The following is a 13,780-nucleotide window of genomic DNA, read 5'->3' on the forward strand; positions in this document are numbered from 1 at the left end:
ACCCCGCGAGGCCCCGCGAGGCCGGGGCGTAACCCTGGGCAACGGTCGCGGCTAACGCCACCGCGACTTCAGCCGCGAACCAGCCTGGAAGCTGGCGAACGATCGGTTACGCCGCTCTGGGCCCAAGAAGAATGACACCGGCGCCGACCAGACAAATTCCCGCCCCCAGCAGGTCCCAACGATCGGGAGCCCGGTGCTCCACGATCCACAGCCAGAGCAGCGACATCACGATGTAGACGCCACCATAGGCGGCATAGGCCCGGCCGGCGTAATCGGTGTCCACCAGGCTGAGCAGCCAGGCGAACAGCGCCAGACTCAGCAGCCCCGGCACCAGCCACAGCGGCGATTTTTCCAGACGCCACCAGGCCCACACGGAGAAACAACCGGCGATTTCCGCCAGGGCGGCGGCGATGTAAAGCAAGGGCGTCATCATGATTCGTGGATTGTACCCACCGGGGTCGGACCTCAGCTACTTATTGATTTATAAGTATTTCCGCAGTTCCTAAGTGGTTCTTTGATCCTTAAACCGCCTGTATGGGGCCTGAAAGCAGCGTTTAAGAAAACAACGCGGAGCCGATACCGGCTAAAAGCGCCGATTTGCCGCCCAAAACAGACCTGTAAGGCGGCAAATACAGGCATTCCGGGGTATCTATATCTACTAAATCAGAGGGTTACCGAGGTCCGACCCCGCCAGCCCCGCCAGGTGGCGGGGTGAGGGCGGGTTGGGGGTTATTTGGGGCGGTTGTCGAAGACGTGTTTGGCTTTGCCTTCGGAGCGGGCCAGGGTGCCGGGGGCGGCCAGGTCCACTTTGGTGCTGATGCCGATGTGGGTTTTCACCCGGTGCTGCAGCTCCTTGATCACTTCCACGGACAGGGTTTCGGCCTGCGGCGCGGCTTCCGGTTTCAGTTCCACGCGCACGGTGACGTGATCCAGGTTGCCTTCCTTTTCCACGTGGATTTCGTAGTGCGGGGCCAGGGCCTCGATCTTGAGGATCTGTTCTTCCACCTGGGTGGGGAACACGTTTACGCCGCGGATGATCAGCATGTCGTCGCTGCGGCCGGTGATCTTGTCGATGCGGCGCATGGGGCGGGCCTGGCCGGGCAGCAGCCGGGTCAGGTCGCGGGTGCGGTAGCGGATGATCGGCAGGGCTTCCTTGCTGAGCGAGGTGAACACCAGCTCGCCGTATTCGCCGTCGGGCAGCACTTCGCCGGTTTCCGGGTTGATGATTTCCGGATAGAAGTGGTCTTCCCAGATGGTCGGGCCGTCCTTGGTTTCGATGCATTCCATGCCGACGCCGGGACCCATCACTTCGGAGAGGCCATAGATGTCCAGGGCGTGGATGCCCAGGCGCGCTTCCAGTTCCTCGCGCATGGTCTGGGTCCACGGCTCGGCGCCGAAGATGCCCACCCGCAGGCTGGAGGCTTTCGGATCCAGGCCCTGGCGCTCCATCTCGTCGGCGATGTTGAGCATGTAGGAGGGCGTGACCATGATGATGTCCGGCTTGAAGTCGTTGATCAGCTGGACCTGTTTCTCGGTCTGGCCGCCGGACATGGGGATCACGGTGCAACCGAGACGCTCGGCGCCGTAGTGGGCGCCCAGGCCGCCGGTGAACAGGCCATAGCCGTAGGCCACGTGCACCTTGTCGCCGGCATGACCGCCGCCGGCGCGGATCGAGCGCGCCATCACGTCGGACCACACATCGATGTCGTTCTGGGTGTAGGCCACCACGGTGGGCTTGCCGGTGGTGCCGCTGGAGGCGTGCACGCGCACCACGTCGCGCATGGGCACCGCCACCATGCCGAACGGGTAGTTGTCGCGCAGGTCGTTCTTCACCGTGAACGGGAAGTGCCGCAGGTCGTCCAGGCTGCGCAGGTCGTAGGGGTGCACGCCGGCGTCGTCGAAGCTCTTCCGGTAGAAGGGCACGTTGTTGTAGGCGTGGGTAAGACTCCAGCGCATGCGGTCGAGCTGCAGTTCGCGGAGCTGGGCGACGTCGCTCATCTCCACCGAGTCAAAACGATTCTCAAGGTTGAATGGCATATCCATCTCCGCCTCTCTTTATTCTCTAATGGCCGGGCGCGCCGCGCCCGACTGCGTTGCTTCAGATTCTTTCGATGATGACCGCGATGCCCTGGCCAACGCCAATGCACATGGTGCACAGCGCATAGCGGCCCTGGCGGCGCTCCAGTTCATGGAGGGCGGTGGTGATCAGGCGCGCGCCGCTCATGCCCAGGGGGTGCCCCAGGGCAATGGCGCCGCCATTGGGGTTCACGTGCTCGGCGTCGTCCGGCAGACCCAGCTCGCGCAGCACCGCCAGGGACTGGGAAGCGAACGCTTCGTTCAGCTCGATCACATCCATATCCGCCAGCTTCAGACCGGTGGTGGCCAACACCTTTTGCGTGGCCGGCGCCGGGCCGATGCCCATGATGCGCGGTTCCACGCCGGCGGTGGCCATGCCCAGCACCCGGGCGCGGGGCTTCAGACCCCAGCGTTTGGCCGCCGCTTCGCTGCCCATCAGCAGGGCGCAGGCGCCGTCGTTGACGCCGGAGGCATTGCCGGCGGTGACGCTGCCGCCTTCGCGGCGGAACGGCGTCGGCAGTTTGGCCAGCGCCTCCAGGGTGGTCCGCGGGCGCGGGTGTTCGTCGTCGCGGACGATCAGCGGGTCCTGCTTACGGCGCGGCACGCTCACCGGCACGATCTCGTCGGCGAAGGTGCCGTCGGCCATGGCCCGGCCGGCCTTCTGCTGGCTGCGGACGGCGAAGGCGTCCTGGTCCTCACGGCTGATCTTGAACTGCTCGGCCACGTTCTCGGCGGTTTCCGGCATGGAGTCGATGCCGTACTGGTCCTTCATGAGTTTATTGACGAAGCGCCAACCGATGGTGGTGTCGAAGACGTCCGCTTGCCGGGAGAACGCCTGCTCCGCCTTGCCCATCACGAACGGTGCCCGGGACATGGACTCCACACCGCCGGCGATCATCAGCTCGCCCTCACCGCAACGCAGGGCGCGGGCGGCACTGCCCACCGCGTCCATGCCGGAGCCGCACAGGCGGTTCAGGGTGACGCCGGGCACGTCCACCGGCAGGCCCGCCAGCAGCGCACTCATGCGCGCCACGTTGCGGTTGTCCTCGCCGGCCTGGTTGGCGCAGCCGTAGAACACATCGTCCACGGCGCTCCAGTCCACGTCCGCGTGACGCTCCATCAGCGCCTTCATGGGAATCGCGCCCAGGTCATCGGCGCGCACGCTGGCCAGGGCGCCGCCGTAGCGGCCCACCGGGGTACGGATGGCGTCGAAAATCAGTGCGTCGCTCATGCGTCGCCCTCCTGTTCATGAATCACCGGACCACGGATTTTGTAGGACTTGCCACGAAACAGGGCCACCAGCTCGCCGTCACCATTGGTGACGCGCACGTCGTAGACACCGGTGCGGCCCTTGCGGGTTTGCTCGCGGGCGTCGGCGGTGAGGGTGTCGCCCAGCTTGCCCGGCGCCACGTATTCGATGGCGCAGCCGGAGGCCACGGTGGCCTCGTTGTAGGTGTTACAGGCAAAGGCGAAGGCCGAATCCGCCAGGGTGAAGATATAGCCACCGTGGCAGGAATCGTGACCCTGGATCATGGTCTCGGTGATCGGCATGGTGAGCACGGCGCGGCCCGGCTCGATGGTGTCCAGGCGAATGTTCAGCGCCTGGCTGGCGCGGTCACGGGCAAACATGGCGTCGGCGCATTGCCGTGCCAGAGCGCCGGCATCCACCGTGGCGGAGGATTCGGGCATCATAACTCTCCCTACTGCGTATGGCTTTTATTCTGAGACCGGCCCGCCGTTGGCGAGCGCCGGCCCGGGGCGTTATTCGCCCTTGAATTCCGGTTTGCGTTTTTCCATGAAGGCGGCGACGCCTTCGCGGTAATCGGCGGTGCGGCCGGCCTGGCGCTGCAGGTCGCGCTCCAGGTCGAGCTGGGTGTCCAGATCGTTGGTGCCGCTTTCGTTGAGCGCCTGCTTGATCAGCGCCAGCCCACGGGTGGGCTGGGTGGCCAGGTGGGCGGCCAGGGCGGCGGCCTCGTCACGCAGGGCCTCGTCGTCCACCACCCGCCAGATCAGCCCCCAGGCTTCCGCCTGCTCGGCGCTGAGCTTGTCGCCCAGCATGGCCAGCCCCTTGGCGCGGGCCAGACCCACCTGACGGGGCAGCTGCCAGGTGCCGCCGGAATCCGGCACCAGGCCGATTTTGGCGAACGCCTGGGTAAAGCTGGCCGAGCGGGCCGCCAGCACGATGTCGCAGGCCAGGGCGATATTGGCGCCGGCGCCGGCGGCCACGCCGTTGACCGCGCACACCACCGGCACCGGCAGGGCGGTCAGGGTGCGGATCAGCGGGTTGTAATAGGTCTCGATGGAATAGCCCAGGTCGGGCATGTCGTCACCGGGGGCCACGTTACGGTCGGACAGGTCCTGGCCGGCGCAGAAGCCACGGCCGTTGCCGGTGAGCAGCAGCGCCCGGCAGTCGCCGGTTTCCACCGCCGCCTGCACCTCGGTAAGCGACTGGCGCACTTCCTGATGCATGGTTTCGTTGAAACTGTTGAGGCGATCCGGCCGATTGAGAACCAGGGTGGCCACGCCGTCGCGAAGCGAAAATTCGAGGGTGTCGTAGGCCATGGTGCGTCTCTTATCTCTCGTGACAGATGACGGATGAGGAGTTTCCGAGCATAGCTCAAACGTGACACCAGTCAATACATAAGACACATATTCGTGTATCGCATTTACGCCTTGCCGGACATCCATTCTTTCTTTTTTTAGGATTTTTTTATTTTAAAACAATAGCTTGCAATAACATCTGAGAACCACCCTTTCATGTTACACGATTACTCCTTTGATCGCGCATTACAGGTCATGTAGCTTATTCAGCCTACCTTCACGGCCCCGGCCCCGCTTTTCCTGGAGACCCGCCATGCCCTGTTATCAGCTTGAAGGCATCACCCCGGTGGTGCACCCGGACGCCTATGTGGACCCGACCGCCGTCCTGATCGGCGATGTGATCGTCGGCCCGGATTGCTACGTGGGCCCCTGCGCCAGCCTGCGCGGCGACTTCGGCCGCCTGATCCTGGAACGCGGCGCCAATCTTCAGGACACCTGCGTGATGCACGGCTTCCCCGGCACCGACACCATCGTCGAGGAAGACGGCCACATCGGCCACGGCGCGGTGCTGCACGGTTGCCGCATCGGCCGCAACGCCATGGTGGGTATGAACGCGGTGATCCTGGACTACGCGGAAATCGGCGAGTCCTCCATCGTCGCCGCCGGCGCCCTGGTCAAGGGCCGCTTCACCTGCCCGCCGCGCTCCATGGTGATCGGCGCGCCGGCGGTGGTGAAGCGCGAACTCAGCGAGGAAGAGGTGCGCTGGAAATACGAAGGCACCCTGGAATACCAGGAGCTGGCGCGTCGTTATCAGCGGGCCATGAAGCCCTGCGACCCGCTCACCGAACAGGAAGCGGACCGCCCGCGCATGCAAACCAATAAGATCGCGCCAAAAGGCGAGGAAGCGGCGAGCTAGTCCAGGCCGCCGAAGCGTTGGTAGAAACTTTCCCCGGCTTCCGGGAGCGGGCCCTGGGCGGTTTCGGCGTGTTGGCTGACCCAGGTTTCCGCGCCCTGGCCGGTGAGCCGGTAGAGGTTGCGGGCCAATTGCCGGGCGGCGCGGCCCTCCCAATCGGCGGGCAGCAGCTCGTCGGGCAGCAGCGGATCGCGCAGCAGCAGCTTCCGGTATTCGTGAATCAGCAGGGTGCGCGCCAGAAAGCATTCCCGGGGCGGCAGGGTGCGCTCCTTGCGCATCTGATTCCAGAGCGGCCGGAACTGATCGAGAAAGTCCCGGTAGCCTTCCGCCAGCTGATCCAGATTCCAGGCTTCGCGCACCAGACGGCGCAGCGGGCGGGTGGCGAATTGATCCACGGTATCCGTCTGGAACAGAATAGCGTCGTCCAGGGCGCCCAGCTCCTGCAGCGAGGCGTTCAGCTCGGCCCGGTCCACGCCCGGGTGCGCCAGCACCGTGGGCGCGAAGGCGCCAAAGCCCATCCACTCCAGTTCCTGGCGCACGTCGCGGCGACGGTCGGCGTCCAGCTGGTTGAGGATCACCAGGGTCCAGGCACCGTCCCAGGCCGGCTGCCCACCGGAATAGACGCGCTTGAAGGCTTTTTCGAAGCGCCGCCGACCGGCGCCGGTGAGGCCGTAATAACTGCGCCGGCCGACCTTCTCGGCGATCAGCCAGCCCTCGCGGGTGAGCCGGAACACGGAGGTGCGCACCAGGCGCTGATTGACACCCATGGGGGCCAGCAATTCGATCAGGCTGCCCAGCCAGACGGTGCCGCCACGGGGCACGATCGCATCACCGAACACGGTGATGATCAATGAGCCGGTGCGCAGCGGACGGCGCTGCTGAAAGCGTTTGATCAGCGTTTCCAGATGCTCGGACTGCAGGTCCAAAACCCTATCCCCTTATGCGCCAACGGGCCCTCGAAAAGATTCGACATACTACCAAACGGCCCCTCTATATGACACAAACAACACACGAATTCCACGCTAAATCGGGCACTTGGCGGCATAGGTCCACTTTTATGACACATTAAACGCCGTATTGACTTGCATGGCGTATCGCTTTATACCTGTGCCTATCGTCGGGCCCGGATGGGACATCTCAGGCCCGCCATAAGAACAACTGGCATACGTTTAAAGGTGCGATAATGAAAAGAATGCTGAAACAGCTGGCCGCCGGCGCGGTCACCGCTCTCGGTCTGACCCTGGCCACCGTGCCGGCCCAGGCCGCCGACACCATCCGAATCGGTTCCTTCCTTTCTGTTACCGGACCGGCCTCCTTCCTGGGCGATCCGGAATTGAAAACCCTGGAACTCTACATCGACAAAATCAACGGCAGCGGCGGCGTGCTGGGCAAGAAGCTGGAGCTGATCCACTACGACGACGCCGGCGACGCCTCCAAGGCGCGCACCTTCGCCAACCGCCTGCTGCGCCAGGACCGGGTGGATCTGATCGTGGGCGGCTCCACCACCGGCGCCACCATGGCGGCGGTACCGCTGATCGAGCAGGCCGGCGTGCCGTTCATTTCCCTGGCCGGCGCCGAGACCATCACCACCCCGGTGAAGAAGTGGGTGTTCAAGACCCCACAGTCCGACCGTCAGGCCGCCCGCCGGATCCTGATGGACATGAAAGAGCGCGGCTTCACCAAGATCGGCCTGATTTCCGGCACCGGCGGCTTCGGCGCCTCCGGCCGCAACGTGACCAAGGAAGAGGCCGGCAACTTCGGCATTGAGATCGTCGCCGACGAGACCTACAACCCGAAGGACACCGACACCACCGCCCAGCTCACCCGTATCCGCAACACCGACGGTGTGCAGGCGATCCTGAACTTCGACTTCGGCCAGGGTCCGGCCATCGTGACCCGCAACTACGCCCAGCTGGGCATCGACATCCCCTTCTACCAGTCCCACGGCGTGGCTTCCGACAGCTTCCTGGAACTGGCCGGTGACGCCGCCGAAGGCCTGCGTCTGCCCGCCTCCGCGCTGCTGGTGGCGGACAAGCTGCCGGAATCCGACCCGCAGTACGATGTGCTGAACCGCTACAAGAACGACTACGAAAGCCACTACAACGAGTCGGTGTCCACCTTCGGCGCCTACGCCTACGACGGCCTGCAACTGGCGGTCCAGGCAATGATGAAGGCCGGCAGCACCGACAAGGCCAAGGTGCGCGACGCCCTTGAAAACATCGACGGCGCGGTGGGCGTGACCGGTACCTACCGGATGAGCCCCGAGGACCATATGGGCCTCACCGCCGAGTCCTTCCGCATCCTCGAGGTGAAGGACGGCGACTGGGCGCTGACGGAATAAGTCCTCACGCCTGATCGCGGCGGCACCGCCGTCGCGATCGCCCCCGCCCTCCCCCCACGACCATCCCGGGCACTATCATGTTCAGCGAGTTTTTCCAGTTCACCTTCTCGGGGGTCACCCTGGGCGCCATCTACGCGTTGGTGGCCCTGGGTTTCACCCTGATCTACAACGCCAGCCATGTGATCAACTTCGCCCAGGGCGAATTCCTGATGATCGGCGGCATGGGCACCGTGGTCCTGATGGACGCCGGCGTGCCGATCTACTTCGCCATTCCGCTGGCCATAGCCATGGCCGGCGTGGCCGGTATCCTGCTGCACCGGCTGGCCATCGCGCCGGCGAAAAACGCCGACGTGGTGACGCTGATCATCATCACCATCGGCGCGTCGATTTTCCTGCGCGGCCTGGCCCAGGTGTTCTGGGGCAAGGAATACCACGCCCTGCCCAATTTCAGCGCCACCGAATCGATCAATCTGGGCGGCGCCATTCTGCTTACCCAGAGCCTGTGGATTCTTGGCATCGCCGCGGTGCTGGTCACCGCCCTGGGGCTGTTCTTTACTCGCACCGCTCTGGGCAAGGCGCTGCTGGCCACCTCCATGAACAAGGACGCGGCCAGCCTGATGGGCATCAAGACCGGCGCCATTCTGATGATGGCGTTCGGCATTTCCGCGGTGATCGGCGCCGCCGCCGGCGTGATCGTGGCGCCGATTACCCTGACCTCCTACGACATCGGCATCATGCTCGGTCTGAAGGGCTTTATCGCCGCCGCCATCGGCGGCCTGGGCAGCAGCACCGGCGCCATCCTCGGTGGTCTTTTGCTGGGTCTGGCCGAAGCCTACACCGCCGGCTACATCTCGTCGGATTACAAGGACGCGGTGCCGTTCGTGATCATCCTGGCGATTCTGTTCTTCCTGCCCAACGGTCTGCTGGGCAGCCGCGCCGTGGAGCGAGTGTAATGAGCGAAGCGACTCCGCACAGCCCGTCCCGGGTCCGCGCCACCGCCAAATGGCCGGGGCTGACGGTACTCGCCGTGGTGCTGCTGGTGCTGCCCTTTCTGGCCGGCAACGACTACCACTACGATCTGATGATCAAAATCGCCCTGACCGCCGGCGTCGCGGTGGGGCTCAATCTGCTGGTGGGCTACGCCGGTCAGATCAGCCTGGGCCATGCGGCGTTCTATGCCGCCGGCGCCTACGGCAGTGCCCTGCTGGTGCAGCAATTCGAACTCACCCCGGTGCCGGCCATGCTGCTGGCCGCGGTGGGCGTGGCGGCGCTGGCCTGGCTGGTGGGCAAGCCGATCCTGCACCTGAAGGGCCACTATCTGTCCATGGCCACCCTCGGCCTGGGCGTGATCGCCGCCATCGTGATCAACAACGAGGACCAGCTCACCGGCGGGCCGGACGGCCTGCCGGTGGCGCCGCTGAGCCTGTTCGGCCATGAGCTCAGCGTGTTCGGCAGCTACGACCTGTTCGGTGTCGCCATTACCGGCACCCAGGTGTGGTACGGCATCGCCGCCGGGTTTCTGTTTCTGTCGGTACTGTTCGCGTTGAACCTGATCGATTCGCCCCTGGGCCGCGCCCTGCGCGCCCTGCACGGCTCGGAAATCGCCGCCCAGGTGGCCGGCGTGGACACCGGTAAATTCAAGCTGCGGGTGTTCGTGATCTCCGCCGTCTACGCCAGCCTGGCCGGCAGCCTGTACGGCTACTACGGCGGCTTTATCACCCCCAATATCGCCTCGTTCACCCACTCCATCGAACTGATCACCATCGTCGTGCTGGGCGGCATGGCCTCCACCTACGGCGTGATCCTGGGCACCGTGATCCTGCTGCTGATTCCGCAGTTCCTGACCGGCTTTCAAGAGCTGGAGATGGTGCTGTTCGGCGCCATCCTGATGGTAGTGATGATCTTCATGCCGCGCGGCCTGGTGCCGACCCTCGCCCGCCGCTTCCAGAAGGAGGCCTCATGACCGCATTGCTTTCCGTGGACCAGCTGGGCAAGGAGTTCGGCGGCGTGCACGCCGTGGAGGACCTGAGCTTCCAGGTGGAGAAAGGCCGCATTCATTCCATCATCGGCCCCAACGGCGCCGGCAAGACCACCCTGTTCAATCTGATCACCGGGCTTTATCAGCCCAGCAGTGGCAGCGTGCACCTGAACGGCCGCAGCCTGGCCGGCCACCAGCCCCATGAGCTGGCGCCGCTGGGCATGTGCCGCACCTTCCAGAACCTGCAGATCTGCATGAACATGACGGCCCTGGAAAACGTGATGCTGGGGCGCCACCGGCACCTCAAGCAGGGCACCTTCACCTCGCTGTTCAAGCTGCCCGCCCTGCGCCGGGCCGATCAGCAATGCCGGGAGGAATGCGCCGAGCTGATGGAATTCGTCGGCTGTGGCCAATACATCCGACACCACGCCTCGGCGATGCCCTACGGCGCGCTCAAGCGCCTGGAAATCGCCCGCGCCCTGGCGGCCTCGCCGGATATTCTGCTGCTCGATGAACCCGCCGCCGGCCTCAACCGCACCGAGACCGATGCCCTGCGCGAGGTGATCCGCAAGATCGCCGACCGGGGCATCACCGTGGTGCTGGTGGAGCACGATATGAAACTGGTGATGAGCATTTCCGACCAGGTGCTGGTGCTCTGCTACGGTCGCAAGCTGGCCGAGGGCACCCCGGAGGAAATCCGCGCCAACCCGGATGTGATCGACGCCTACCTGGGCAACCGCCATTCCCGCGAGGAGGCCACCGCATGATCAATACCGTGACCGCCGACCCGCAAAGCCAGCAACGGGCCCGCCCGGCCGACGACCACCGGCCCGCCGGTGAGCGCGCGGACGGCACCGACGCCGCCCGTGGCACACCGCTGCTGGACCTGAAGGGCATCCGCACCGGCTATGGCCGCATAGAGGCCCTGCACGGCCTGGACGTGGCCATTCATCCCGGCGAGACCGTGGCCCTGGTGGGCGCCAACGGCGCCGGCAAGTCCACCCTGCTGAAGGTGATCTCCGGCCTGCAGCCGCTCACCGGCGGCACCGTCACCTTCGACGGCGAGAACCTGAACCGGCGCAAGGCCGCCGACCGGGTGCACCGGGGGATCGTCCAGGTGCCGGAAGGCCGCCAGGTGTTCGCCGGCCTGTCGGTGGAAGACAACCTGATGCTCGGCGCCTTCAGCCGCCAACGGGACAAGGACGTGGCCGACAATCTGGAGTCCATGTACCAGCGCTTCCCGATCCTCAAGGAAAAGCGCCGCCTGCACGCCGGCAATTTATCCGGCGGCCAACAGCAGATGCTGGCCATGGGTCGCGCCCTGATGGCCAAACCGCGCCTGCTGTTGCTGGATGAGCCGAGCATGGGCCTGGCGCCGCTGATCATCGAGGAAATCTTCGGCATCATCACCGAGCTGAAGCGCGAGGGCATCACCATCTTCGTGGTGGAGCAGAACGCCTCGGAAGCCCTGGCCATCGCCGACCGAGGCTATGTGCTGGAGACCGGCGACATCGTCGCCACCGGCAGCGGTGAAACCCTGCTCAACGACGACAGCGTCAAGGCCGCCTACCTGGGCGGCTGAGCCGGCCCCGCTTATTGTAGCGGCGGCCGGTTATCGTCCCGCATCAAGACGCCAGGTCTTTTCCTCGGTCACCGGCCCCGGTCGCCATTGCTGGACGGTGACCGGGACGCCGGCGATGCGCAGGTAGCGCCCGTCCACCAGGAAGTCACCCAACCGACCGCTGCTCAAATGCCGCTCCCAGTAATGGTCATAGCGCGGCGGCAGCAGGCCCAGTGCCTCGCCGTTATCATCGAGGAAGCGGTAGCGCCCCAGAAACACCGGCATCGGCAAGGCCGGGTCCGGCGCTTCGCCGGTCAGTGCCCGCACGTCCACCAGCCAGGGCCGGTCACCGAGCCCATGGTCCGCGTCCCGCCATTGCCCCTGGCAGCAGCTCAGGCCAAAGGTCACCGCGCCGTTTTCGTTGGCCGGGCCGCCGTCGGCGGACAACAGCCGCCACACCAGCAGCGCCGGCAGTTGCCGGTCTGCGCCGGGACGGGTGGGCCGCTTGTGTTCGATCACCCGCCAGCGCGGCGCTTCGCCGTCGCCTTCCACCTCGGCGGAAAGCTGGCAGCGGCCACTTTGTTCACGGCTCAGGCGCAGCACCGGCGCGCCGCTGTCCATGGCCCGGGGCGCCAGCTCCCCGTCGTCCTGGATCAGCGGCGCTTCCTCTTCCCGTGCGAATTTGTCGTCGGCAATCAGCGGAATGCGCACGCCCGGAGGCACGTCCACGGCGTTGTAGTGATCCGCCTTGCTGACAAAACGCAGCTCCTTCTCGAAGGCCGGCTGGTCGGCGAAGGCCATCACCTGGACACGCAGGGTGTCGACCCCGTCGGCCAGGCGCAGGCGCAGAAGACGCGCGCCGCCGTTGCCGAGCAGGGTCTGGAACAAATGGGCCTCGCCGGGGCGCCGCCAGTCCGGGCCGCTGGTGTCGGGCTCCGCGGGCACGGTCTTGGCGCCCGCTTTCACAACGAGCTGGCTAAGATAATGCCCCGGGCCGCTGATCAGCAGTTCGGCACGCCGCCCGTCGACCATCCGCAGGCGGGCCTGGATGCCGTCCTCGGTGCGCGCCTCGCTGACCTTCCCCGGTGCCGACACCGTCAGATCCAATTCCTTCACCGGGCCGGGCGGGTAGTAGCGGGCGGTGGCGGTGGCGCCGCGCACCTGCTCCACGCGCTCGCCCACGCCTTCCAGGCCCAGGGGCAACAGGCGGACCTTGGTTTCCAGGCTGCCCTTGAAGGTCTGCACGGTGGTATTCGGCAGGGCGCCGACCAACTCCAAGTTCAGGGGCTCACCGTCTTCATCCAGGACCACCGGGTCCTGGAACACCAGCCGGCCGAACCGGTCCCGGGCGTCCCGCCAGAGCGGGTGGTCGTAGAACAGTTCCACGCCCCAGGCGGTTTCCGCCTTGAAGGCACCGATGGGTGAGCCGAACACCTGCTCCTCGGTGAGCGGCGCGGCTTCTCCGACTTCGGCGCGGGCCACCAGATCGTCGGTGCCGCCGGCCACGGTGGCAGCGGCCAGGTACGGGGTCGGCGCCATCCGGGTCCAGGGCACGCTGCCCGGGGCCTCGCCGTATTGCCGATGGAGGACGCCGGCCTCCCAATTATCGGGGACCAGCGCCAGCAGTTGCCGCACCGGTTCTTCGCGCCCCATGGAATCCTGGCTCTCGTAGACCACCGCCAGGCGCTCCACCCAGCCGCTGCCACGCTCCACCACCAGCACCCCGGACAGGTGCTCGCCGTCCCGGCCTTCGCGCAGGGTGGCGAACACCCGCTGGTCGGTGACCGCCACCACCTCGGCGCGCAGGGGCGGCAGGCCCACCACTTTATCCAGGCGGCGCTCGGCGCCAAGCTCCGCCGGCAGGCCGGCGATCAACCCGGGCGCCGGAAACTGACGTGGCAGCAGCCGGCCCAGGTCGTCGTCCTGCTCGGCCAGGGAGGCCAATGCCTGGCCGTCCAGGGCCCGCGCCCAGGTCGCGCCGTCGTCTTCCCCGGCGCCGTCGCCGAGACGGAAGCCGCCGCGCAGCACGGCGGCCAGGGCCGGCGCCCGGTCACCGGTCCAGGCGCTGCAATAAGTGCGGCTCTTGCGCTGGCCGCCGACACACAGGTTGAGGGGCGTCAGACGCAGATCGCCGTCATCGGCCATGCGGTAGCGCACCAGGCCCTCGGATTCGATCACCACATCATTGCGGGTGGTGCCGCTGGGCATCTGGAATTCGGCGCGGGTATAGAGCCGGTAGCCGCGCTGGTCGCCCGGCTCGGGCTCGAAGGTGACGGTGTCCTGGAGCAGCTGGCAACCGCTCACGGCGAACAGGGCAGAGCACAGGGACAGCAGGGGCAAGGCGAGGCGGATCATGGGGCTCCTTGATAC

General features: G+C 66.0%; 13 protein-coding genes. 6 read left to right on the top strand and 7 right to left on the bottom strand.

Annotated features, from left to right (window positions below; translation table 11 throughout):
- Positions 1 to 106: 106 nt before the first annotated feature.
- The 5 genes from ACLD0W_RS02530 to paaG all read right to left on the bottom strand — a co-directional run bounded on the left by ACLD0W_RS02530 (position 107) and on the right by paaG (position 4,638).
- Complete coding sequence (locus tag ACLD0W_RS02530) at positions 107 to 433, bottom strand: YnfA family protein (protein ID WP_410305937.1); 327 nt, start codon at positions 431 to 433, stop codon at positions 107 to 109.
- A gap of 296 nt (positions 434 to 729) precedes the next feature.
- Positions 730 to 2,037, bottom strand: coding sequence for a phenylacetate--CoA ligase PaaK (gene paaK, locus ACLD0W_RS02535; RefSeq protein ID WP_204427344.1), 1,308 nt, complete (start codon positions 2,035 to 2,037; stop codon positions 730 to 732).
- A 61-nt stretch (positions 2,038 to 2,098) separates the two neighbouring features.
- The gene (pcaF, locus tag ACLD0W_RS02540) at positions 2,099 to 3,307 is read right to left on the bottom strand and encodes a 3-oxoadipyl-CoA thiolase (protein WP_410305938.1); all 1,209 of its coding nucleotides are present in this window, start codon (positions 3,305 to 3,307) and stop codon (positions 2,099 to 2,101) included.
- Positions 3,304 to 3,765 (bottom strand): hydroxyphenylacetyl-CoA thioesterase PaaI, encoded by a 462-nt coding sequence (gene paaI, locus ACLD0W_RS02545; RefSeq protein WP_410305939.1) that lies wholly within the window; start codon positions 3,763 to 3,765, stop codon positions 3,304 to 3,306. The genes pcaF and paaI overlap by 4 nt, the downstream gene beginning before the upstream one ends.
- Before the next feature lie 72 nt (positions 3,766 to 3,837).
- A complete protein-coding gene (gene paaG, locus ACLD0W_RS02550; RefSeq protein ID WP_410305940.1) occupies positions 3,838 to 4,638 on the bottom strand; it encodes a 2-(1,2-epoxy-1,2-dihydrophenyl)acetyl-CoA isomerase PaaG in 801 nt (266 codons plus the stop codon).
- Between the two features lie 292 nt (positions 4,639 to 4,930).
- Here paaG and ACLD0W_RS02555 point away from each other — a divergent pair, with 292 nt between their 5' ends.
- On the top strand, positions 4,931 to 5,533 hold the full coding sequence (locus ACLD0W_RS02555) for a phenylacetic acid degradation protein PaaY (RefSeq protein WP_410305941.1): 603 nt from the start codon (positions 4,931 to 4,933) through the stop codon (positions 5,531 to 5,533).
- Here the strand turns inward: ACLD0W_RS02555 and paaX are convergent.
- The gene (gene paaX / locus ACLD0W_RS02560) at positions 5,530 to 6,456 is read right to left on the bottom strand and encodes a phenylacetic acid degradation operon negative regulatory protein PaaX (protein ID WP_410305942.1); all 927 of its coding nucleotides are present in this window, start codon (positions 6,454 to 6,456) and stop codon (positions 5,530 to 5,532) included. The genes ACLD0W_RS02555 and paaX overlap by 4 nt on opposite strands.
- 257 nt (positions 6,457 to 6,713) lie before the next feature.
- Between paaX and ACLD0W_RS02565 the strand changes: the two genes are divergently transcribed.
- From ACLD0W_RS02565 to ACLD0W_RS02585, 5 genes are all read left to right on the top strand, one after another.
- Positions 6,714 to 7,871 carry an ABC transporter substrate-binding protein gene (locus tag ACLD0W_RS02565; protein WP_410305943.1) on the top strand — a complete coding sequence of 386 codons (1,158 nt, stop codon included), beginning with the start codon at positions 6,714 to 6,716 and terminating at the stop codon, positions 7,869 to 7,871.
- 77 nt (positions 7,872 to 7,948) lie between these two features.
- Positions 7,949 to 8,824 (top strand): branched-chain amino acid ABC transporter permease, encoded by an 876-nt coding sequence (locus ACLD0W_RS02570; RefSeq protein ID WP_228232080.1) that lies wholly within the window; start codon positions 7,949 to 7,951, stop codon positions 8,822 to 8,824.
- On the top strand, positions 8,824 to 9,834 hold the full coding sequence (locus ACLD0W_RS02575; RefSeq protein WP_410305944.1) for a branched-chain amino acid ABC transporter permease: 1,011 nt from the start codon (positions 8,824 to 8,826) through the stop codon (positions 9,832 to 9,834). The genes ACLD0W_RS02570 and ACLD0W_RS02575 overlap by 1 nt, the downstream gene beginning before the upstream one ends.
- The gene (locus ACLD0W_RS02580) at positions 9,831 to 10,616 is read left to right on the top strand and encodes an ABC transporter ATP-binding protein (protein ID WP_410305945.1); all 786 of its coding nucleotides are present in this window, start codon (positions 9,831 to 9,833) and stop codon (positions 10,614 to 10,616) included. The genes ACLD0W_RS02575 and ACLD0W_RS02580 overlap by 4 nt, the downstream gene beginning before the upstream one ends.
- A 110-nt stretch (positions 10,617 to 10,726) precedes the next feature.
- The gene (locus ACLD0W_RS02585; protein WP_410306798.1) at positions 10,727 to 11,431 is read left to right on the top strand and encodes an ABC transporter ATP-binding protein; all 705 of its coding nucleotides are present in this window, start codon (positions 10,727 to 10,729) and stop codon (positions 11,429 to 11,431) included.
- Positions 11,432 to 11,461: 30 nt separating this feature from the next.
- Here the strand turns inward: ACLD0W_RS02585 and ACLD0W_RS02590 are convergent, their stop codons facing one another.
- Entirely contained in the window at positions 11,462 to 13,765 is a 2,304-nt protein-coding gene (locus tag ACLD0W_RS02590) for a hypothetical protein (RefSeq protein ID WP_410305946.1), read from the bottom strand.
- Between the last annotated feature and the right edge of the window lie 15 nt (positions 13,766 to 13,780).

Source organism: Alloalcanivorax sp. C16-1 (assembly GCF_046507805.1).
Lineage (GTDB): Bacteria > Pseudomonadota > Gammaproteobacteria > Pseudomonadales > Alcanivoracaceae > Alloalcanivorax.

Excerpts from the sequence above, each read along its gene's own strand:
- ACLD0W_RS02530 (WP_410305937.1), bottom strand. The coding sequence starts at position 433 with ATGATGACGCCCTTGCTTTACATCGCCGCCGCCCTGGCGGAAATCGCC.
- paaK (WP_204427344.1), bottom strand. The coding sequence starts at position 2,037 with ATGCCATTCAACCTTGAGAATCGTTTTGACTCGGTGGAGATGAGCGAC.
- pcaF (WP_410305938.1), bottom strand. The coding sequence starts at position 3,307 with ATGAGCGACGCACTGATTTTCGACGCCATCCGTACCCCGGTGGGCCGC.
- paaI (WP_410305939.1), bottom strand. The coding sequence starts at position 3,765 with ATGCCCGAATCCTCCGCCACGGTGGATGCCGGCGCTCTGGCACGGCAA.
- paaG (WP_410305940.1), bottom strand. The coding sequence starts at position 4,638 with ATGGCCTACGACACCCTCGAATTTTCGCTTCGCGACGGCGTGGCCACC.
- ACLD0W_RS02555 (WP_410305941.1), top strand. The coding sequence starts at position 4,931 with ATGCCCTGTTATCAGCTTGAAGGCATCACCCCGGTGGTGCACCCGGAC.
- ACLD0W_RS02565 (WP_410305943.1), top strand. The coding sequence starts at position 6,714 with ATGAAAAGAATGCTGAAACAGCTGGCCGCCGGCGCGGTCACCGCTCTC.
- ACLD0W_RS02570 (WP_228232080.1), top strand. The coding sequence starts at position 7,949 with ATGTTCAGCGAGTTTTTCCAGTTCACCTTCTCGGGGGTCACCCTGGGC.
- ACLD0W_RS02575 (WP_410305944.1), top strand. The coding sequence starts at position 8,824 with ATGAGCGAAGCGACTCCGCACAGCCCGTCCCGGGTCCGCGCCACCGCC.
- ACLD0W_RS02580 (WP_410305945.1), top strand. The coding sequence starts at position 9,831 with ATGACCGCATTGCTTTCCGTGGACCAGCTGGGCAAGGAGTTCGGCGGC.
- ACLD0W_RS02590 (WP_410305946.1), bottom strand. The coding sequence starts at position 13,765 with ATGATCCGCCTCGCCTTGCCCCTGCTGTCCCTGTGCTCTGCCCTGTTC.